This is a genomic window from Azonexus hydrophilus, from assembly GCF_038368255.1.
Lineage (GTDB): Bacteria > Pseudomonadota > Gammaproteobacteria > Burkholderiales > Rhodocyclaceae > Azonexus > Azonexus hydrophilus.
On sequence record NZ_CP151406.1, the window covers coordinates 1,158,154 to 1,175,127 of the forward strand.

Below are 16,974 nucleotides of genomic sequence, written 5' to 3' on the forward strand. Positions count from 1 at the left end.
CGTTCCATGAGCCAACCCAACGCGCTGGCGCAAGCCGAATCCCTGCTGCTGACGCCTTTCTCCCTGAGCGAAACCGACCTGTCGCGGACCTTTGGGCAGATCATGGCGCATCAGGTCGATTACGCCGACCTCTACTTCCAGTATTCGCGCTCCGAGGCCTGGAGTCTCGACGAGGGCATCGTCAAATCGGGCAGCTTCAATATCGATCAGGGGGTCGGTGTGCGTGCCCTGTCCGGCGAGAAGACGGCCTTTGCCTACTCCGACGACATCAGCGCTGCTGCGCTCGGCGATGCGGCCAGTGCGGTGCGTGCCATTGCCGCTGCCGGCCAGTCCGGTACGTTGCCGGCACTGCGCGCATCGGCCGGCGCCCGCGCGCTCTACCTGCCGAACGATCCGCTGGCATCGCTGCCGGCGGACGCCAAGGTCAAACTGCTCGAACGCCTGGAAGGCTTCGCCCGGGCGCTCGATACCCGTGTCCAGCAGGTCAATGCCTCGCTCGCCGGCGAGTACGAGGTGATCCTGGTCGCCGGTTCCGACGGCCGGCTGGCCGCCGACATCCGGCCACTGGTGCGTTGTTCGATCTCGGTCATCGTCGAGGAAAACGGCCGGCGCGAGCAGGGCGCCTCGGGCGGCGGTGGGCGGTTCGACTTCGGCTATTTCGACGACGAGGTGCTGCAGCGTTACGCCAGCGAAGCGGTGCATCAGGCGGTCACCAACCTGCGCGCCGAAGCGGCGCCGGCCGGGCAGATGACCGTCGTTCTTGGTTCCGGCTGGCCCGGCATTCTCCTGCACGAAGCCGTCGGCCACGGCCTCGAGGGTGATTTCAACCGCAAGGGCAGCTCGGCCTTTTCCGGGCGCATCGGCGAACGCGTTGCCGCCAAGGGCGTCACCGTCATCGACGACGGCACTATCGCCGACCGGCGTGGTTCGCTGAACATCGACGACGAGGGCAACCCGACCCAGCGCAACGTGCTGATCGAGGACGGCATCCTCAAGGGCTACATGCAGGACAGCCTGAATGCTCGTCTGAGCGGCGTCGCCCCGACCGGCAACGGTCGCCGCGAGTCCTTCGCCCACCTGCCGCTGCCGCGCATGACCAACACCATGATGCTGGCCGGCGAGCACGATCCGCAGGAAATCATCGCCTCGGTCAAGAAGGGTATTTACGCCGCCAACTTCGGCGGCGGTCAGGTTGATATCACCAGCGGCAAGTTCGTCTTCTCGATGAGCGAGGCCTACCTGATCGAGGATGGCAAGGTGACCCGGCCGATCAAGGGTGCGACGCTGATCGGCAATGGCCCGGACGCGCTGACCCGGGTGTCGATGATCGGTAACGACCTGCGCCTCGACCCCGGTGTCGGCACCTGTGGCAAGGAAGGGCAGAGCGTCCCGGTTGGCGTTGGTCAGCCAACGCTGCGAATCGATGGACTGACGGTGGGCGGGACGGCATAATTCCGCATTGTCATTTTCCGGAGTCAAGTCATGCGCGTGATCCTGTTTCTGGCCACTCTGCTGGCGAGCGGTCCCTTGTTCGCCCAGTCGGCGGCTCACGAGCGCATGAAGGCCCTGCAGGCCGATCCGGCCACGCTCCAGGCAGCAGTTGCCGCCGGCAAGAAGGCGAGCTTTTTCTGCGCCAATTGCCATGGTGAAAACGGCGTTGCCAAGACCAGCGACGTACCGAATCTGGCCGGCCAGCATCCCGCCTACCTGCTCGAACAGATTCGCAAGTTCGGTGCCGGCGAGCGCAAGGATGCATTCATGGAAGGCCTGATCAAGGTCCTCAACAACGAGGAGCGCGCCCAGATCGCCCTCTATTACGCCAGTGTCACGGTTCCGCCCTCCAAGGCCGATGTCAGCCAGATCGCCCATGGCAAGGTCCTCTTCGACAAGCTGTGTGCCCGCTGCCATGGCGCAGATGCTCGCGGCAGCGAACTCTATCCGCGGCTGGCCGGCCAGCAGCAGCCTTACCTGAAGAAGTCGATCACTCACTATCGTGACGGTACCGGCGTGCGCAACAATCAACTGATGAGGATTGCCACCGCGCCGTTGAAGAACGAAGACATCGTTTCCCTCTCGCATTACCTGACGCAACTGCCGTGAAGCCGTAGCGCCTTGCCTTCCGGTAGAATGGCCGATCTTCGGCAATTTCTACTGGATGGTTCAGGACATGGCAGCGAACAGCACGGCTACGGGTAAACCGGTCACCGACGACGTACGGATCAGGGAAATCAAGGAACTGGTACCACCGGCCCACGTCTTCCGCGAATACCCGGCTTCCGGGCGCGCCGCGCAGACCACCTATGTCGCCCGCCAGGCCATCCATCGTGTCCTGCACGGTGCCGACGATCGCCTGCTGGTGGTCATCGGCCCCTGTTCGATCCATGACTACGACGCAGCGATGGAGTACGCCAAGCGTCTCGCCCGCGAGGCCGACAAGTATGCCGACGACCTGATCGTCGTCATGCGCGTCTATTTCGAGAAGCCGCGTACCACGGTCGGCTGGAAGGGGCTGATCAACGACCCGCGCATGGACAATACCTTCCGCATCAACGAAGGCATCCGCCTGGCGCGGCGCATCCTGCTCGAGATCAACGAGCTCGGCCTGCCCTGCGCGACCGAGTTCCTCGACACGATCACGCCGCAATACACCGCTGACCTGATCGCCTGGGGCGCCATCGGCGCCCGCACCACCGAATCGCAGGTGCATCGCGAGCTGGCCTCAGGTCTCTCGTGTCCGGTCGGCTTCAAGAACGGCACCGACGGCAACATGCGGATCGCGGTCGACGCCATCCGTTCGGCCAATTCGCCGCACCATTTCCTGTCGGTGACCAAGTCCGGCCATACCGCCATCGTGTCCACGATGGGCAACGAGGACTGCCACGTCATCCTGCGCGGCGGCAAGGAACCCAACTACGATGCCGCCAGCGTCGACGCAGCCTGCCAGGAAATCGCCAAGGCCGGTCTGGCGGCGCGCTTGATGGTCGATTTCTCGCACGGCAACAGCCGCAAGCAGTACAAGCTGCAGATGGAAGTCTGCGACAGCGTCGCCGCCCAGCTGGCCGCCGGCGAGGAACGGATCATGGGGGTCATGGTCGAGTCGCATCTGGTCGAGGGGCGCCAGGACCTGTCGCCGGAAAAGCCGCTGACCTACGGGCAGAGCATCACCGACGCCTGCATCCACTGGGACGACAGCCTGCTCGTGCTCGAGCGCCTGGCCGCCGGCGTCCGCGCCCGGCGTCTGGTCGAGGCCAGCCAATAAGCTACAGTTCGAGGAAATCGCCGATTTCGCCAGCCCGGGCCAGCGTGTCGGCGTATCCGAGGTCGATCAGCTTGCGGGTGAAGGGCTTTTCGAATAGCAGGTAGCTGGTCAGGGCGCCGCCGCGCCGGTTCATCGCGCCGATCCCGCCGAGCAGGAGCTTGATCGGCCAGGGCAGCGTATGGGCGTGTTCGGCGGCGATCCGGTCGATGCGCTCGGAGGGGGAAATCACCAGCGTGTCGATCGGCCGCAGCTTGATTCCCGACGCCTGCCGCAAATCTTCCGGTATGGCTGACAAGGTGCGGTTGATCCGCTCGACGCGCTCGATGTCTACGGCCAGTCCGTCGAGGAAGATGCTCGACAGCGCATGGCCGGCGATTTGGGCGAGCGAGGGGTAATCGTCGTTGTGCAGCCGCTCCCGGTGCTCGTCGCGACGCGGTGCGCCGACGATCAGCAGGCGTTCGGCACCGAGGTGGATGGCCGGCGACAAGGGGGCGATCTGACGCATCGAGCCGTCGCCGAAGTATTCGCGATTGATCCGCGTCGCCGGGAAGATGAAGGGAATGGCGCTGGAGGCCAGCAGGTGGCCAATGCTCAGTTCGGTCTTGACGCCGATGCGCTGCGAGCGGTGCCAGGGTTGGGCATCGGTCGCAGCCTGAAAGAAGTTGATGTGTTGTCCCGAGTCGTAGCCGGAGGCGGAAATACTGATCGCGTGCAAGGCGCCGCGACGGATCGCGCGGTCGATGCCGGCCAGGTCCATGTTCCGGTGCAGCAGCGAATGCAGGGGAGAGTTGTCGAGTAGCGAGCGCGGTGGCCGGCCGAGTAGCCAGCCGAAAGCCAGTGCCGACAGCCAGCGCGCGCCGGCCGCACCGACGCCGATCGGGTCGGTGCGATAGATGTCGCCGGCCTTCATGTTGCGCCAGAAACTGGCCAGGGTGGTGACCGCCCGGCCGAAGTTGTCGGCCTGGCAGGCCAGGCCGACGGCATTGATGGCGCCGGCCGAGGTGCCGCAGATGATCGGGAAGGGATTGCGCCGCCGCTGCTTGCCGGCCAGTTTGCTGATCGCCAGCAGAACGCCGACCTGGTAGGCGGCGCGAGCCCCGCCACCTGTCAGCACCAGTGCCGTCGAGTTGCCGCCGGGGCGCACGGTCGGTGCGGGTACGTTCATGCGAGTGCCTGACTGCGGTGGATTGGCATGGGCAAGGGGTTCGCCGTTGGACAGCCCGATTATACAATGCAGGCATGCTTACCACCGTTGATCACAGCCGCGACAGCGCCGGCCTCCGCTACGTTTATCCCGTCGTTTCCCGACGTGCCGGTGGGGTTTCGGTGGGCGTCAATCTCAATCCGAACAATGCCTGCAACTGGGCCTGCGTCTATTGCCAGGTCGAGGGGCTGAGCCGCGGCGGGCCGCCGCCGATCGACCTGGATCTGCTGGCGGACGAGTTGTCGGGCTTCCTGCAGGCGGCGATTGATGGCGATTACCTGTCCCGTCATGCGCCGCCCGAAGCGCGCCGCCTGGTCGATGTCGCTTTTTCCGGCAATGGCGAGCCGACCTCGGCGGCCGAGTTTGCCGCCGCCGTTGACGTGGTCGGGCGCATCGTCGAGCGTCTGGCGCCGGGTTTGCCGGTACGCCTGATCACCAACGGCAGCCTGGTTCATCGCCCAGGGGTGCAGGATGGGCTGCGCCGCCTGTCCGAACTTTCCGGCGAGGTCTGGTTCAAGCTTGATCGGGCGTTGGCGGACGAGATTGCCCGGGTCAATGAGATTCCCGGTTCGCCGGAAAAGGCAGCGCGCAATCTCGAAATCTGTGCCGGTCTGGTGCGCACCTGGGTGCAGACCTGCTGGTTCGCCTTCGACGGTCAGGCGCCCACGAAAGATTCGGCCGATGCCTATTGCCGCTTGTTGCAACCGCTGGCCGGCAAACTCGCCGGTGTCCATCTGTACGGGCTGGCACGGCCGTCGATGCAGCCGGCGGCACCGCGGTTGAGCGCCTTGCCGGCGGCCGTCATGCAGCAATTCGCCGCGCAGATCGAAAAAGAAACGGGCCTCAAGGTGATCGTCTCACCCTGAGGCCCGTTGCGGCTGCCGTGCCCCGTTGCCGGGGCGTCGATCAGGCGGCCTTCTTGGCGTGGTTGCGCGCCGACTTCTTCAGCGACTTGTACAGTTCCGGTTCCTGGGCCTTGAGGTACTCGACCACTTCCCAGTCATCGCGCTTGATGGTGCGGATGTCGATCTGCTCGACGTGAACCAGGCGCAGCAGTTCGCGAACCGGCTTCGGCATGTTGCGGCCGCTCTCGTAGCGGGAGCCGCCGCTCTGGGTAACGCCCAGTGCCGACCAGAATTGTTGCTGGTTCAGGCCCAGCTTGCGGCGAATCTCGCGAGCGTCGATTTTTTCGATGGTTTTGACGGAAGTCATGGAAATCTCTCCTATGCAATAAATGTATTCGTATCTGACCGTCTTAAACAGGTATTACTTAGGTCATATGACGAATTCTATATAGGCCTATGACGTTCGGCAAGTGGTAAAGCCATAAATTTTGTTAAATACGTCGATAGTTTCTTTCTTTTGTCCGTCATTCCCGACGGCGGCTGCCGGGCGGCAGGCGCAAGTCCTTTGCGAAACGCCCGCCTTAATCTAAGATCGTCGCAAAGCGCACTGCGCAATCAAGGAGAGAACAATGCAGGTCAAGGAAATCCTCCGCGTCAAGGGCGGCGCACTGTATACCGCGACACCGGGGCAGTCGCTGGCTTCGGCCATCGCGACGATGGCCGACCTGGACGTCGGTTCGCTGGTGGTCATGGACGAGGGGCGCATGGTCGGTATCGTCACCTTCCGTGAAGTGCTCAAGGCACTTAAGGCGGCAGGCGGGCAGGGAACCGATCTGCCGCTCGGTGACGTCATGATTGCAGATCCGGTGATTGCCTACCCCGACATGGAAGCCAACGACCTGCGCCGGTTGATGATCGAAAAGCACTCGCGCTACCTGCCGGTCGTCGATAACGGACAGTTGCTCGGCGTGATTTCCTTCCTCGACGTGGCCAAGGCCGTGCTTGAGGAGCAGGGCCTGGAGAACGCGCTGCTCAAGAACTACATCAAGAACTGGCCGGAGGAAACGGCGGCCTGAGTCCTGCGGGCGGGCGGCAAGGGGGCGGCGTGATACACTCCGCCCTCCTCAAATATGGTGTGATTTCATGTCCGGCAATACCTTCGGCACCCTGTTTACGGTGACTTCCTTTGGCGAGTCGCATGGTCCGGCGATCGGTTGTGTCGTCGATGGCTGCCCGCCGGGGCTGGCGCTCTGCGAAGCCGACATCCAGGCCGAACTCGACCGGCGCAAGCCGGGCACCTCGCGGCATGTGACCCAGCGCCGCGAGCCGGATACCGTCGAAATCCTGTCTGGTGTCTTCGAAGGCAAGACCACCGGCACGCCGATTGCCCTGTTGATCCGCAACCAGGACCAGCGCAGCAAGGATTACGGCAACATCGCGACGACCTTCCGTCCCGGTCACGCTGATTACACCTATACCCAGAAATACGGTTTCCGTGACTATCGCGGCGGCGGTCGTTCGTCGGCCCGCGAGACGGCGGTCCGCGTCGCTGCCGGGGCAATTGCCCGCAAGTGGCTGAAGGAACGCTACGGCGTCAGCATCCGCGGCTGGATGAGCGCGCTCGGGCCGATCGAGATTCCTTTCGTCAGCGCCGACGACATCGACGGCAACGCCTTCTTTGCACCCAATGCCGCGCTCGTGCCGACGCTGGAAAGCTACATGGACGAGCTGCGCAAGTCGCTCGATTCGGTCGGTGCGAAGATCACCGTGACTGCCGACGGCGTGCCGCCGGGCTGGGGCGAGCCGGTGTTCGACCGGCTGGACGCCGAGATTGCCTACGCGATGATGGGCATCAACGCGGTCAAGGGTGTCGAGGTCGGCGACGGTTTTGCCTCGGTCGCCCAGAAGGGCAGCGAGCACGGCGACGAGATGACGCCGCAGGGTTTTGCCAGCAACCACGCTGGCGGCGTTCTCGGCGGGATTTCGACCGGCCAGCGGATCGTCGTCAACATGGCGATCAAGCCGACCTCGTCGATTGCCCAGGCGCGCCGTTCGGTCGATGTTGACGGCAACGCGGTCGAGGTGGCGACGCAGGGGCGCCACGATCCCTGTGTCGGCATCCGGGCAACGCCGATTGCCGAGGCGATGCTGGCACTGGTGCTGATCGATCATGCCTTGCGCCATCGGGCGCAGTGCGGCGACGTCGTGTGCACGACGCCGCGCCTGCCGGGCTGAGATTTTCCACGGGCTGGCCATGGCGGCCGGCCGTGTCTATTGAAGGGGAGCATCATGCAGGTTGACCATCACGATCTTCTCAGCGAATTCCCGGAGTTCGCCGATGCCATTACCGCCCTCAAAGCGGGCAATGCCCTGTTCTCGCGCCAGCTCGCCAGCTATAACCGGCTGACCGGCAAAGTCGAAGACCTGGAAGCGCACGACATGCCGGTTGCCGATTTCACGCTGGAAGACATGAAGAAACAGCGGGTCAAGCTCAAGGATGAGCTCTATCACATGCTGCTGGCCTTCCGTGCCGGCCAGCAGTCGGTTGGCTGAACTGCGCGCCGCCCGGCGGCGCCGACGCTAGGAGCGCGGTATGCAAGCCCTGCCGCACTGGCGCCTGTCGGGCTATTACTTCTTCTATTTCGCCTTCATCGGCGCTTTCTCGCCGTATTTCGGGCTGTATCTCCAGTCGCTGAGTTTCTCGGCCTGGGACATCGGCCTGCTGATGTCGCAGATGCAGCTGATGCGCCTGTTCGGTCCCAATCTCTGGGGCTGGTTGGTCGATCACTTCGGCCATCGTCTGGCGGTCATCCGGCTGGCTGGGGCTGTTGGCCTGGCGGGCTTTCTCGCTTTCTTCTGGCTCGACCGCCTGCCTGGCATGCTGGTGGCGATGGCCGTGCTGGCCTTGTTCTGGAGCGCCGCGTTGCCGCTGGTCGAAACGCTGACCTTCGATCACCTGCGCGAGGAGCGCGGACGCTACGGCAATATCCGCTTGTGGGGGTCGGTCGGTTTCATCGTCGCAGTGATGGGGACCGGCGCCTTGCTTGACTGGGTGGCGCCGGTCGGCGTGCTCTGGGTGTGCGCCTTCATCCTGCTCGGCATTCTGGTCTTTGCCTTGGTTCTGCCGGAAGTGCCCCTTCATTCAGCGACCGGCGAGGAAACACCGATCCGCGACATCCTGCGCCAGCCGCGGGTGCTGGCGCTGATGGGGGCGTGTTTTGCCATGTCGGCGGCGCATGGCGGTTTCTACGTGTTTTATTCGATCCACCTCAGCGGTCACGGTTATGCCAAGACGGCGGTCGGCCTGCTGTGGTCGCTCGGAGTGCTCGCCGAAATCGGCGTCTTCCTGTTGATGGCACGGATCGCCCGCCGCTACAGCCTGCGCGACATCCTGCTGCTGAGTTTTGCTGCGGCCGTGTTGCGTTTCCTGTTGATGGGCTGGGCGGTCGAGTCGGTGGCGGCGATGATCTTCGTTCAGCTGCTGCACGGCCTGACTTTCGGCGCTTATCATGCCGCCGCCATTGCCGCCGTGAACCAGTGGTTTCCGGGTAAGGCGCAGGGGCGCGGGCAGGCGCTCTATTCCAGCCTGTCCTTCGGTGCCGGCGGTCTGATCGGGGCCTTGGTCAGCGGCTGGGCCTGGGATGACTGGGGGGCCGGCTGGACTTTCTCGCTCGGATCGGTGTTCGCGTTGGCCGGTCTGCTGCTGGTCTGGCGCTGGGTGACGGCCGAGACTGTGTTCCAGGCGGCAAAAACGCCCGATCCTGTGCAATAATTCAAGGCTTTACCGCACACTGCCAGGTCCCATGTCGAAGACACTTTACGACAAGCTGTGGGAGAACCATGTCGTCCATCAGGAAGCAGACGGCACGGCACTCCTCTATATCGATCGTCACCTCGTCCATGAAGTGACCAGCCCGCAGGCTTTCGAAGGCCTGAAACTGGCTGGCCGCAAGCCGTGGCGCGTTTCGTCCATCGTCTCGACCCCCGATCACAACACGCCGACCGATCACTGGGACGAGGGGATCAAGGATCCGATCTCCCGCCTGCAGGTTGAGACGCTGGACGCCAATATCCGCGAAGTCGGCGCACTCGCCTACTTCCCGTTCAAAGACCCGCGGATGGGCATCCTGCACGTCGTCGGTCCGGAAAACGGCGCTACGCTGCCAGGCATGACCGTCGTCTGCGGTGATTCGCACACCTCGACGCACGGCGCTTTCGCCTGTCTGGCACACGGCATCGGTACCTCCGAAGTCGAGCACGTGATGGCGACGCAATGCCTGGTGCAGAAGAAGTCGAAGACCATGCTGATCGCGGTCGAAGGCAAGCTCGGCAAGGGGGTTACCGCCAAGGACGTGGCGCTGGCCATCATCGGCGCCATCGGCACCGCCGGCGGCACCGGTTACGCCATCGAGTTCGGCGGCAGCGCCATCCGCAGCCTGTCGATGGAAGGCCGGATGACGCTGTGCAACATGGCCATTGAAGGCGGCGCCCGGATGGGCTTCGTCGCCGTCGACGACACCACGATCAACTACCTGAAGGGCCGGCCGTTCTCGCCGCAGGGCGAAACCTGGGACAAAGCCGTCGCCTACTGGCGTACGCTGCATTCCGACCCGGGCGCGCAGTTCGATCGCGTGGTAACGCTCAAGGCCGAAGACATCCGGCCGCAGGTGACCTGGGGCACGTCGCCGGAAATGGTGGTCGGCATCGACGCTGTCGTTCCCGATCCGGCCAAGGAAGCCGATCCGGTCAAGCGCGAGGGCATGGAGCGTGCGTTGCAATACATGGGGCTCAACCCGAATACGCCGATTCAGAACATTGCCATCGACAAGGTTTTCATCGGTTCGTGCACCAATTCGCGGATCGAGGACCTGCGCCAGGCGGCTGCCGTGCTCAAGGGCCGTCATGTCGCCGCCAACGTCAAGCTGGCGTTGGCTGTGCCGGGCTCCGGGCTGGTCAAGCGCCAGGCCGAGGAAGAGGGCCTCGATAAAGTGTTCGTTGCTGCCGGTTTCGAGTGGCGCGAGCCGGGCTGCTCGATGTGTCTGGCGATGAACGCCGACCGTCTGGAGCCGGGCGAGCGTTGCGCCTCGACCTCGAACCGTAATTTCGAAGGGCGCCAGGGGCCGGGTGGGCGGACCCATCTCGTCAGCCCGGCGATGGCGGCGGCTGCGGCCATTGCTGGCCGTTTCGCCGATGTGCGGGACGTTCTCTGAGGAGTAATGACGATGCGTTTCCTGATGGTGGTTGTGTTGTGTTTCGGGATTGCTGCGTGCAATACCGCGCAAGGTGTCAAGAAGGACGTTGCGATCGGCGCCGAAAAGACCGGTGAGGCCCTGCAGAAGGGGGGCGAGGCCGTTGAAAGTGCCCTGCATAAGGGTGGGGAAGTTGTTGGCGGTGCGCTCAAAAAGGGTGGTGAAGCCGTGCAGAAGGTGGTGGACTGATGGATAAGTTTGTACGTCTCGAAGGGCTGGTGGCGCCGCTTGATCGCAGCAACGTCGATACCGACGCGATCATCCCCAAGCAGTTCCTCAAGTCGATCAAGCGTTCCGGCTTCGGCCCGAATGCCTTCGACGAATGGCGCTACATGGATGTCGGCCAGCCCGGGCAGGATAATTCGCAGCGCCCGAAGAACCCGAATTTCGTGCTCAACCAGCCGCGCTACCAGGGTGCCGAAGTGCTGCTGACGCGTGCCAATTTCGGCTGCGGCAGCTCGCGCGAACACGCGCCGTGGGCGCTGCTTGATTTCGGCTTCAAGGCGATCATCGCCGAGAGCTTTGCCGACATCTTCTTCAACAACTGCTTCAAGAACGGCATCCTGCCGATCGTGCTGCCGGCTGCCGAAATCGAGGCGCTGTTCCAGCAGGTCGAGGCGGCGCCCGGCTACAAGTTGGTGGTGGATTTGCCGACGCAAGCAGTTGTCCGCCCTGACGGTCACGCCATTCCCTTCCAGGTCGATGCTTTCCGCAAGGAATGCCTGATCAACGGCTGGGACGATATCGGCTTGACCCTGCGCCACGCCGACAAGATCAAGGCCTTCGAAGAGAAGCGCCGCGTCGAACAGCCCTGGCTGTTCGCCCAATAAGGAGACGACATGAAGATTTGTGTGCTGCCGGGTGACGGCATCGGTCCGGAAATCACCGCCGAAGCGGTGCGGGTGCTCAATGCGCTCGACCTCAAGTTCGAGATGGAAACGGCGCTGCTTGGCGGCGGTGCGGTCGATGCGACCGGCAACCCCTATCCGGAAGCAACGCAGAAACTGGCCCGCGAAGCCGATGCTGTGCTGCTCGGCGCTGTCGGTGGTCCGCAGTGGGACAGCCTGCCCCGTGAGCAACGCCCGGAGCGTGGCCTGCTCGGCATCCGCAAGGATCTGAACCTGTTCGCCAACCTGCGTCCGGCCATCCTCTACCCGGAACTGGCCAACGCCTCGACGCTGAAGCCGGAAGTCGTCGCCGGGCTCGACATCCTGATCGTCCGCGAACTGACCGGCGACATCTATTTTGGCCAGCCGCGTGGCGTGCGCGAGGAAAATGGCGAGCGCGTCGGCTTCAATACCATGGTCTACAGCGAGTCGGAAATCCGCCGCATCGGCCATGTTGCCTTCCAGGCGGCGCAGAAGCGCAACAAGAAGCTGTGTTCTGTCGACAAGATGAACGTGCTCGAATGCACGCAGTTGTGGCGTGACGTGATGATCGAGATCGCCCACGACTACCCGGACGTCGAACTCAGCCACATGCTGGTCGACAATGCGGCGATGCAACTGGTCAAGGCGCCGAAGCAGTTCGACGTGATGGTCACCGGCAACATGTTCGGCGACATCCTGTCCGACGAAGCCTCGATGCTGACCGGCTCGATCGGCATGCTGCCGTCGGCGTCGCTCGACGACAAGAACAAGGGTCTGTACGAGCCCTCGCACGGCTCCGCCCCGGACATCGCCGGTAAAGGCGTGGCCAATCCGCTGGCCACCATCCTGTCGGCGGCGATGATGCTGCGCTACACCTTCGGCCTGGAAGAACAGGCACTGCGGGTGGAAAACGCGGTCAAAAAGGTGCTGGCCCAGGGCTATCGCACCGGCGACATCTACGAGCGTGGGACCAACAAGGTCGGGACGAAGGAAATGGGCGACGTCGTGCTGGCGGAGCTGGCGTAAACCGAAATCACGGTTAGCGCGTTAAACATAGCTTGTATTCGGAGAGAGAGTCATGAAGAAGGTTGGTCTGGTCGGTTGGCGTGGCATGGTAGGTTCCGTGCTGATGCAGCGTATGGTCGAAGAGGGCGATTTCGCTTTCATCGATCCGGTTTATTTCTCGACCTCCGCCGCTGGCGGCAAGGCACCGGTCTTCGGCGGCAAGGAAGCCTCGCTGCCGCTGCAGGACGCGTCCAACATCGATGCGCTGAAGGCCTGCGAAATCATCCTCACCTGCCAGGGCGGCGACTACACCAAGGAAGTCTTCCCCAAGCTGCGCGCTGCCGGCTGGAACGGCCACTGGATCGATGCTGCCTCGTCGCTGCGCATGGCTGACGACGCCGTGATCATCCTTGACCCGGTCAACATGCACGTGATCAAGGATGCGCTGGCCAAGGGCGGCAAGAACTGGATCGGCGGCAATTGCACCGTTTCCCTGATGCTGATGGGCCTCGGTGGCCTGTTCCAGAACGACCTGGTCGAGTGGGCCACGTCGATGACCTACCAGGCCGCTTCCGGTGCCGGCGCGCAGAACATGCGCGAACTGATCAGCCAGATGGGCGTCATCCATGACTCCGTCAAGGATCTGCTGGCCGATCCGACCTCGGCCATCCTCGACATCGATCGCAAGGTTGCCGAGACCATCCGCTCCGACAGCTTCCCGAAGAAGAACTTCCGCAACACGCCGCTGGCCGGCTCGCTGATTCCGTGGATCGACGTGCCTTACGAAAACGGCCAGTCCAAGGAAGAGTGGAAGGGCGGCGCCGAGTGCAACAAGATCCTCGGCAAGCCGGCTTTCCGTACGGCGGGTTCGATCCCGATCGACGGCCTGTGCGTGCGCATCGGGGCGATGCGTTGCCACAGCCAGGCGCTGACCATCAAGCTCAAGAAGGATGTGCCGCTCGACGAGATCAGCGACATGCTGGCCAAGGCCAATCAGTGGGCCAAGGTCGTGCCGAACGATCGCGAGATTTCCGAGCGCGAGCTGACCCCGGCGGCTGTTACTGGCACGCTGACCGTGCCGGTCGGCCGTCTGCACAAGATGGCGATGGGTCCGGAGTACCTGGCTGCCTTCACCTGTGGCGACCAGTTGCTGTGGGGCGCCGCCGAACCGCTGCGGCGCATGCTGCGCATCCTGCTCGATGCCTGAACTCGGCATGAATAGCAAAAACGGGGCGATCTGCCCCGTTTTTTATTTGTTGGGTATATGCTGAAAGTCCGTAAATGAGAAGCGGGTTTAGCTTGCATTGCTAAGTCCATGATGTTAATTTGATTCTCCCAAGTTATACGCTCAGGGCATGGCCGTGACCGAGAACAATTCTTCCAAATTCAAGAAATGTGCGCTGGCGCTTGCCGTCGCTTCCTGTATGTCGCTTGCGACCACGGCCGCTGAAGCTGCCGGACTCGGGAAGCTGACAGTTTTCTCCAGTCTGGGGCAGCCGCTGAAGGCCGAGGTCGAGCTTTCGGCGACGGGGGAGGAGCTGATTGGCATGAATGCCAGGTTGGCGCCGCCGGATATTTTCAAACAGGCCGGCGTGGAATACTCCTCGGCGCTGACCGACCTGCGCTTCGCGGTGGAGCGACGCAGTAACGGCAAATCGGTCCTGCGCGTGAGTTCAGCGCGTCCGGTCAATGAGCCCTTCCTTGATTTTCTGGTCGAGCTGACCTGGCCGGCCGGTCGCCTGGTTCGGGAATACACTTTCCTGCTTGATCCGCCGGAGTTTGCCAGCGGCCAGGGAATGCGTACCAGCGTCGATGCCAAGATCGTTGAAACCGTCAGGGGCGGTGGTGCCGCGCCTGAAACGGTGGCTCCGCCGCCCAAAAGAGCGGAAGTCGCCGCCGTGACTCCGGTTGCGAAGGCCCCGGAAAAGGCACCGGCTGGCGATTCCTCAACCCGGCTGGTCGAACGTGGCGATACCTTGCTGCGGATTGCCAATGAACGTCGTTACGCCAGCGTCTCGCTCGAGCAGATGCTGGTCGGTCTCTATCGCAACAACCGCGAAGCCTTCATCGAGAACGACATCAATCGTCTCAAGGCGGGTGTCATCCTGAACGTGCCGGATGAAGCCAGTGTTGCTGCCGTTTCCGAAAAGGAGGCGCGCGCTGTTTACGTGTCGGCCGGCGATTTTGCTGCCTACCGACGCAAGCTGGCAGCTGCGGCGGCCGAGGCGCGGGCTGAGTCGCCGGCGGCCCAGAGTGCCGCTGGCAAGATCACGCCCAAGGTCGAGGAGAAGACGCCGGCTGTCGATAGCGCACGCGATCAGGTCAAGGTGTCGCGCGCCGATGCTCCGGCTGGCACCGAGGTCGACCGCATTGCTGCCGACAAGGCGCTGCAGGAGTCGCAGGCGCGGGTGACGCAGCTTGAACGCAACCTGACCGAAATACAGAAGTTGCTGGAAATGAAGAACCAGCGACTTGCCGAACTGGAAAAGCCCGCGCCAGCAGTCGAGGCGGCCGTGCCTGAAACCAAGCCGGCCGAGACGCCGGTCGAGCCCGCCGCCCAGCAGGCTGCGCCAGCCACTGAAGCATCGACGACGCCAGCGCCAGCCGAGCCGGCTCAGCCTGCAGCGGCCGAGCCGCCGGCAGCTGAAACCAAACCGCCGGTCGCGCCGGCGCCGGTCGTTCCGGAAGCGCCTGTCGAGGAAGACTCCCTGCTCGACAATGCGCTGCCGCTGGCCGGTGGTGCTGCCGCGATTGCATTGTTGACCGGCCTTCTGCTCTATCGTCGTCGGCGCAAGCCGGATGCCCTCGGTGCTGAAACTACGGCTGCGCCGTCGCCATCCAGCCTCGGGCCGAATTCGGTATTCCGCATGACCGGTGGCCAGAGTGTCGATACCGCCAGCACGCCGCCGCATACCGGCGAGTTCAGCCAGGCGGGTCCGGGCACGATCGATACCGATGAAGTCGATCCGGTTGCCGAGGCCGATGTCTATATGGCTTACGGACGTGACGCCCAGGCTGAGGAAATCCTCCTCGAGGCGATGCAGAAAGATCCGAGTCGCTTGGCCATCCACGCCAAGCTGCTTGAAATCTACGCCAATCGTCGCAGCATCAAGCAATTCGAAACACTGGCCAGCGAGCTCTATGCGCAGACGGCAGGTGTTGGACCGGAATGGGAGAAGGTAGCGGCGCTGGGCGCCGAAATCGACCCCGAGAATCCTCTGTACGGCGGGGCTGCACAGTCCGCCAAACCGTCGCTTGCCAAATCCTTCGATGCCGATGCCACGCTGGTTGCCAGTACCGCAGCGGTAGCCGCCGCGACGGCCGCTGCCGCCACCCTGGATGTGCCGGAGCGCGTCGACTCCCCGGTGCAGACCAGTGCCGACGATGCGCTCGTTTTCGAGACGCCGACGTTTGCCGAACCGGAATTTGACACCGAACCCGAGCCGGCGCTTGAGCCTACATCGCCAATGGCCGCTGAATTTGCGGCTGCCGAACCGGCCGATGACGGGATGGCGCTGGACTTCGATCTCGGCAATGCCGCACCGGTGGCAGAGTTGACTGAAGAAGCCGGTGCAGCAGCCGAGGCGGAATTGAGCCTGTCCGTGCCGCGGCCGGCTGAGCCCTACGTCGATACCGTGGTCACCGGTGAGAGCACGCCGGACGCGCTCGACTTCGATCTGAGCGGCATGGTCGGCGGAGATTCCTCGCTTGGTGCTGTCGCGCTCGACGCCGAGCCGGAAGACAAGGGGCTCGATGCACTTGATCTGCCGCCGCTCGATGCCGCGGTTGAAGCCCCAGCGGCGACGGTCGAGGACGAGTTCGCTGCTGCTGATCCTGCCCACGACTTCTCGCCCGAGGGCACGCTGGTGATTTCCAATGCCGGTAACTTCGGACAAGCCGTGGATACCGGCGACTTCGCGCTGGACGAACTGCCAGAAGTTGAAGCGGGTGCTGTGTCAGTAGAGGAAATGCCGGAAGCCGACGACCTGGCGGCGCTGGTTTCGACCTCGGTAACGCCGGTGGTGGTAGAAGAAGATACGCCTGTCGAAGTTCCGGCAGAAGCGTCTAAGGTCGAAGCGGAAATTGCCGCCGAGCCCTTGACCATGGATGCGCCTGACCTGGTCAATACCATCGTCAATCCGATGGCCCTGGGCGCGGATGACATGGATTTCGACGTCAAGCTCTCCGACTCGGTCTTCCTGGGGCAGCCGATGATGCCTTCCGAGTTCGACATCGGCTCGATCAATCTGGATCTTTCCGCCGAACCCTCACCGACGGAAACCGAATCCGCTGATTTGCCGGAACCGGCTGGGTTGTCCCAGGCCAGTGCCGGTGCGGACGAAACCGCAGCAGAGGTTCATGACGCGCAATGGGAAGAGGTCAATACCAAGCTCGATCTGGCCAAGGCCTACGAGGAAATGGGCGACCTTGAAGGGGCGCGCGAGCTGTTGCAGGAAGTGCTGAACGAAGGTTCCGGCGACTTGGTCGAGCAAGCGCAGAGCATCCTGGGGCGCATTGGCGGGTAAAATCTGCTGATTGCGCC

Annotated in this window: 16 protein-coding genes; 14 read left to right on the forward strand and 2 right to left on the reverse strand. The window is 63.4% G+C overall.

Features of this window, described 5'->3' with window-relative positions; genetic code table 11:
* Window positions 1-6: 6 nt before the first annotated feature.
* The 3 genes from tldD (at window position 7) to aroG (ending at window position 3,259) form a co-directional block, all read left to right on the forward strand.
* The gene (gene tldD / locus AADV58_RS05605) at window positions 7-1,452 is read left to right on the forward strand and encodes a metalloprotease TldD (protein ID WP_341744286.1); all 1,446 of its coding nucleotides are present in this window, start codon (window positions 7-9) and stop codon (window positions 1,450-1,452) included.
* Between the two features lie 30 nt (window positions 1,453-1,482).
* A complete protein-coding gene (locus tag AADV58_RS05610) occupies window positions 1,483-2,100 on the forward strand; it encodes a c-type cytochrome (RefSeq protein WP_341744287.1) in 618 nt (205 codons plus the stop codon).
* A gap of 67 nt (window positions 2,101-2,167) precedes the next feature.
* Window positions 2,168-3,259: a 3-deoxy-7-phosphoheptulonate synthase AroG gene (gene aroG / locus AADV58_RS05615; RefSeq protein ID WP_341744288.1), complete on the forward strand. Its 1,092-nt coding sequence runs from the start codon at window positions 2,168-2,170 to the stop codon at window positions 3,257-3,259.
* Between the two features lies 1 nt (window position 3,260).
* Here the strand turns inward: aroG and AADV58_RS05620 are convergent, their stop codons facing one another.
* Window positions 3,261-4,424: a patatin-like phospholipase family protein gene (locus tag AADV58_RS05620; RefSeq protein ID WP_341744289.1), complete on the reverse strand. Its 1,164-nt coding sequence runs from the start codon at window positions 4,422-4,424 to the stop codon at window positions 3,261-3,263.
* A gap of 74 nt (window positions 4,425-4,498) precedes the next feature.
* Between AADV58_RS05620 and AADV58_RS05625 the strand changes: the two genes are divergently transcribed.
* Window positions 4,499-5,329: a radical SAM protein gene (locus tag AADV58_RS05625; protein ID WP_341744290.1), complete on the forward strand. Its 831-nt coding sequence runs from the start codon at window positions 4,499-4,501 to the stop codon at window positions 5,327-5,329.
* Window positions 5,330-5,369: 40 nt separating this feature from the next.
* On the opposite strand, the gene AADV58_RS05630 is transcribed toward AADV58_RS05625, so the two are convergent.
* Window positions 5,370-5,675: a helix-turn-helix domain-containing protein gene (locus tag AADV58_RS05630; protein WP_028993517.1), complete on the reverse strand. Its 306-nt coding sequence runs from the start codon at window positions 5,673-5,675 to the stop codon at window positions 5,370-5,372.
* 262 nt (window positions 5,676-5,937) lie between these two features.
* Here AADV58_RS05630 and AADV58_RS05635 point away from each other — a divergent pair, with 262 nt between their 5' ends.
* The 10 genes from AADV58_RS05635 (at window position 5,938) to AADV58_RS05680 (ending at window position 16,957) form a co-directional block, all read left to right on the forward strand.
* Window positions 5,938-6,384: a CBS domain-containing protein gene (locus AADV58_RS05635; RefSeq protein WP_028993516.1), complete on the forward strand. Its 447-nt coding sequence runs from the start codon at window positions 5,938-5,940 to the stop codon at window positions 6,382-6,384.
* Between the two features lie 67 nt (window positions 6,385-6,451).
* Window positions 6,452-7,543, forward strand: a complete 1,092-nt coding sequence (gene aroC, locus AADV58_RS05640; protein ID WP_281984460.1) for a chorismate synthase — start codon at window positions 6,452-6,454, stop codon at window positions 7,541-7,543.
* 54 nt (window positions 7,544-7,597) lie between these two features.
* Window positions 7,598-7,861 (forward strand): YdcH family protein, encoded by a 264-nt coding sequence (locus AADV58_RS05645; RefSeq protein ID WP_028993514.1) that lies wholly within the window; start codon window positions 7,598-7,600, stop codon window positions 7,859-7,861.
* Between the two features lie 40 nt (window positions 7,862-7,901).
* Window positions 7,902-9,080: a major facilitator superfamily domain-containing protein 6 gene (locus AADV58_RS05650; protein ID WP_341744291.1), complete on the forward strand. Its 1,179-nt coding sequence runs from the start codon at window positions 7,902-7,904 to the stop codon at window positions 9,078-9,080.
* A gap of 31 nt (window positions 9,081-9,111) precedes the next feature.
* Window positions 9,112-10,518 (forward strand): 3-isopropylmalate dehydratase large subunit, encoded by a 1,407-nt coding sequence (gene leuC, locus AADV58_RS05655; protein ID WP_341744292.1) that lies wholly within the window; start codon window positions 9,112-9,114, stop codon window positions 10,516-10,518.
* A 12-nt stretch (window positions 10,519-10,530) separates the two neighbouring features.
* Window positions 10,531-10,746: a hypothetical protein gene (locus AADV58_RS05660; RefSeq protein WP_028993511.1), complete on the forward strand. Its 216-nt coding sequence runs from the start codon at window positions 10,531-10,533 to the stop codon at window positions 10,744-10,746.
* Window positions 10,746-11,387: a 3-isopropylmalate dehydratase small subunit gene (gene leuD / locus AADV58_RS05665; protein ID WP_341744293.1), complete on the forward strand. Its 642-nt coding sequence runs from the start codon at window positions 10,746-10,748 to the stop codon at window positions 11,385-11,387. The genes AADV58_RS05660 and leuD overlap by 1 nt, the downstream gene beginning before the upstream one ends.
* Before the next feature lie 9 nt (window positions 11,388-11,396).
* Window positions 11,397-12,452 (forward strand): 3-isopropylmalate dehydrogenase, encoded by a 1,056-nt coding sequence (leuB, locus tag AADV58_RS05670; protein WP_341744294.1) that lies wholly within the window; start codon window positions 11,397-11,399, stop codon window positions 12,450-12,452.
* A 52-nt stretch (window positions 12,453-12,504) separates the two neighbouring features.
* Window positions 12,505-13,638: an aspartate-semialdehyde dehydrogenase gene (asd, locus tag AADV58_RS05675; protein ID WP_341744295.1), complete on the forward strand. Its 1,134-nt coding sequence runs from the start codon at window positions 12,505-12,507 to the stop codon at window positions 13,636-13,638.
* A gap of 154 nt (window positions 13,639-13,792) precedes the next feature.
* Window positions 13,793-16,957: a FimV/HubP family polar landmark protein gene (locus AADV58_RS05680; RefSeq protein WP_281984471.1), complete on the forward strand. Its 3,165-nt coding sequence runs from the start codon at window positions 13,793-13,795 to the stop codon at window positions 16,955-16,957.
* Window positions 16,958-16,974: the final 17 nt, after the last annotated feature.

Bases quoted from the DNA above. Each gene is read 5' to 3' on its own strand.
- tldD (WP_341744286.1), top strand. From the start codon at position 7: ATGAGCCAACCCAACGCGCTGGCGCAAGCCGAATCCCTGCTGCTGACG.
- AADV58_RS05610 (WP_341744287.1), top strand. From the start codon at position 1,483: ATGCGCGTGATCCTGTTTCTGGCCACTCTGCTGGCGAGCGGTCCCTTG.
- aroG (WP_341744288.1), top strand. From the start codon at position 2,168: ATGGCAGCGAACAGCACGGCTACGGGTAAACCGGTCACCGACGACGTA.
- AADV58_RS05620 (WP_341744289.1), bottom strand. From the start codon at position 4,424: ATGAACGTACCCGCACCGACCGTGCGCCCCGGCGGCAACTCGACGGCA.
- AADV58_RS05625 (WP_341744290.1), top strand. From the start codon at position 4,499: ATGCTTACCACCGTTGATCACAGCCGCGACAGCGCCGGCCTCCGCTAC.
- AADV58_RS05630 (WP_028993517.1), bottom strand. From the start codon at position 5,675: ATGACTTCCGTCAAAACCATCGAAAAAATCGACGCTCGCGAGATTCGC.
- AADV58_RS05635 (WP_028993516.1), top strand. From the start codon at position 5,938: ATGCAGGTCAAGGAAATCCTCCGCGTCAAGGGCGGCGCACTGTATACC.
- aroC (WP_281984460.1), top strand. From the start codon at position 6,452: ATGTCCGGCAATACCTTCGGCACCCTGTTTACGGTGACTTCCTTTGGC.
- AADV58_RS05645 (WP_028993514.1), top strand. From the start codon at position 7,598: ATGCAGGTTGACCATCACGATCTTCTCAGCGAATTCCCGGAGTTCGCC.
- AADV58_RS05650 (WP_341744291.1), top strand. From the start codon at position 7,902: ATGCAAGCCCTGCCGCACTGGCGCCTGTCGGGCTATTACTTCTTCTAT.
- leuC (WP_341744292.1), top strand. From the start codon at position 9,112: ATGTCGAAGACACTTTACGACAAGCTGTGGGAGAACCATGTCGTCCAT.
- AADV58_RS05660 (WP_028993511.1), top strand. From the start codon at position 10,531: ATGCGTTTCCTGATGGTGGTTGTGTTGTGTTTCGGGATTGCTGCGTGC.
- leuD (WP_341744293.1), top strand. From the start codon at position 10,746: ATGGATAAGTTTGTACGTCTCGAAGGGCTGGTGGCGCCGCTTGATCGC.
- leuB (WP_341744294.1), top strand. From the start codon at position 11,397: ATGAAGATTTGTGTGCTGCCGGGTGACGGCATCGGTCCGGAAATCACC.
- asd (WP_341744295.1), top strand. From the start codon at position 12,505: ATGAAGAAGGTTGGTCTGGTCGGTTGGCGTGGCATGGTAGGTTCCGTG.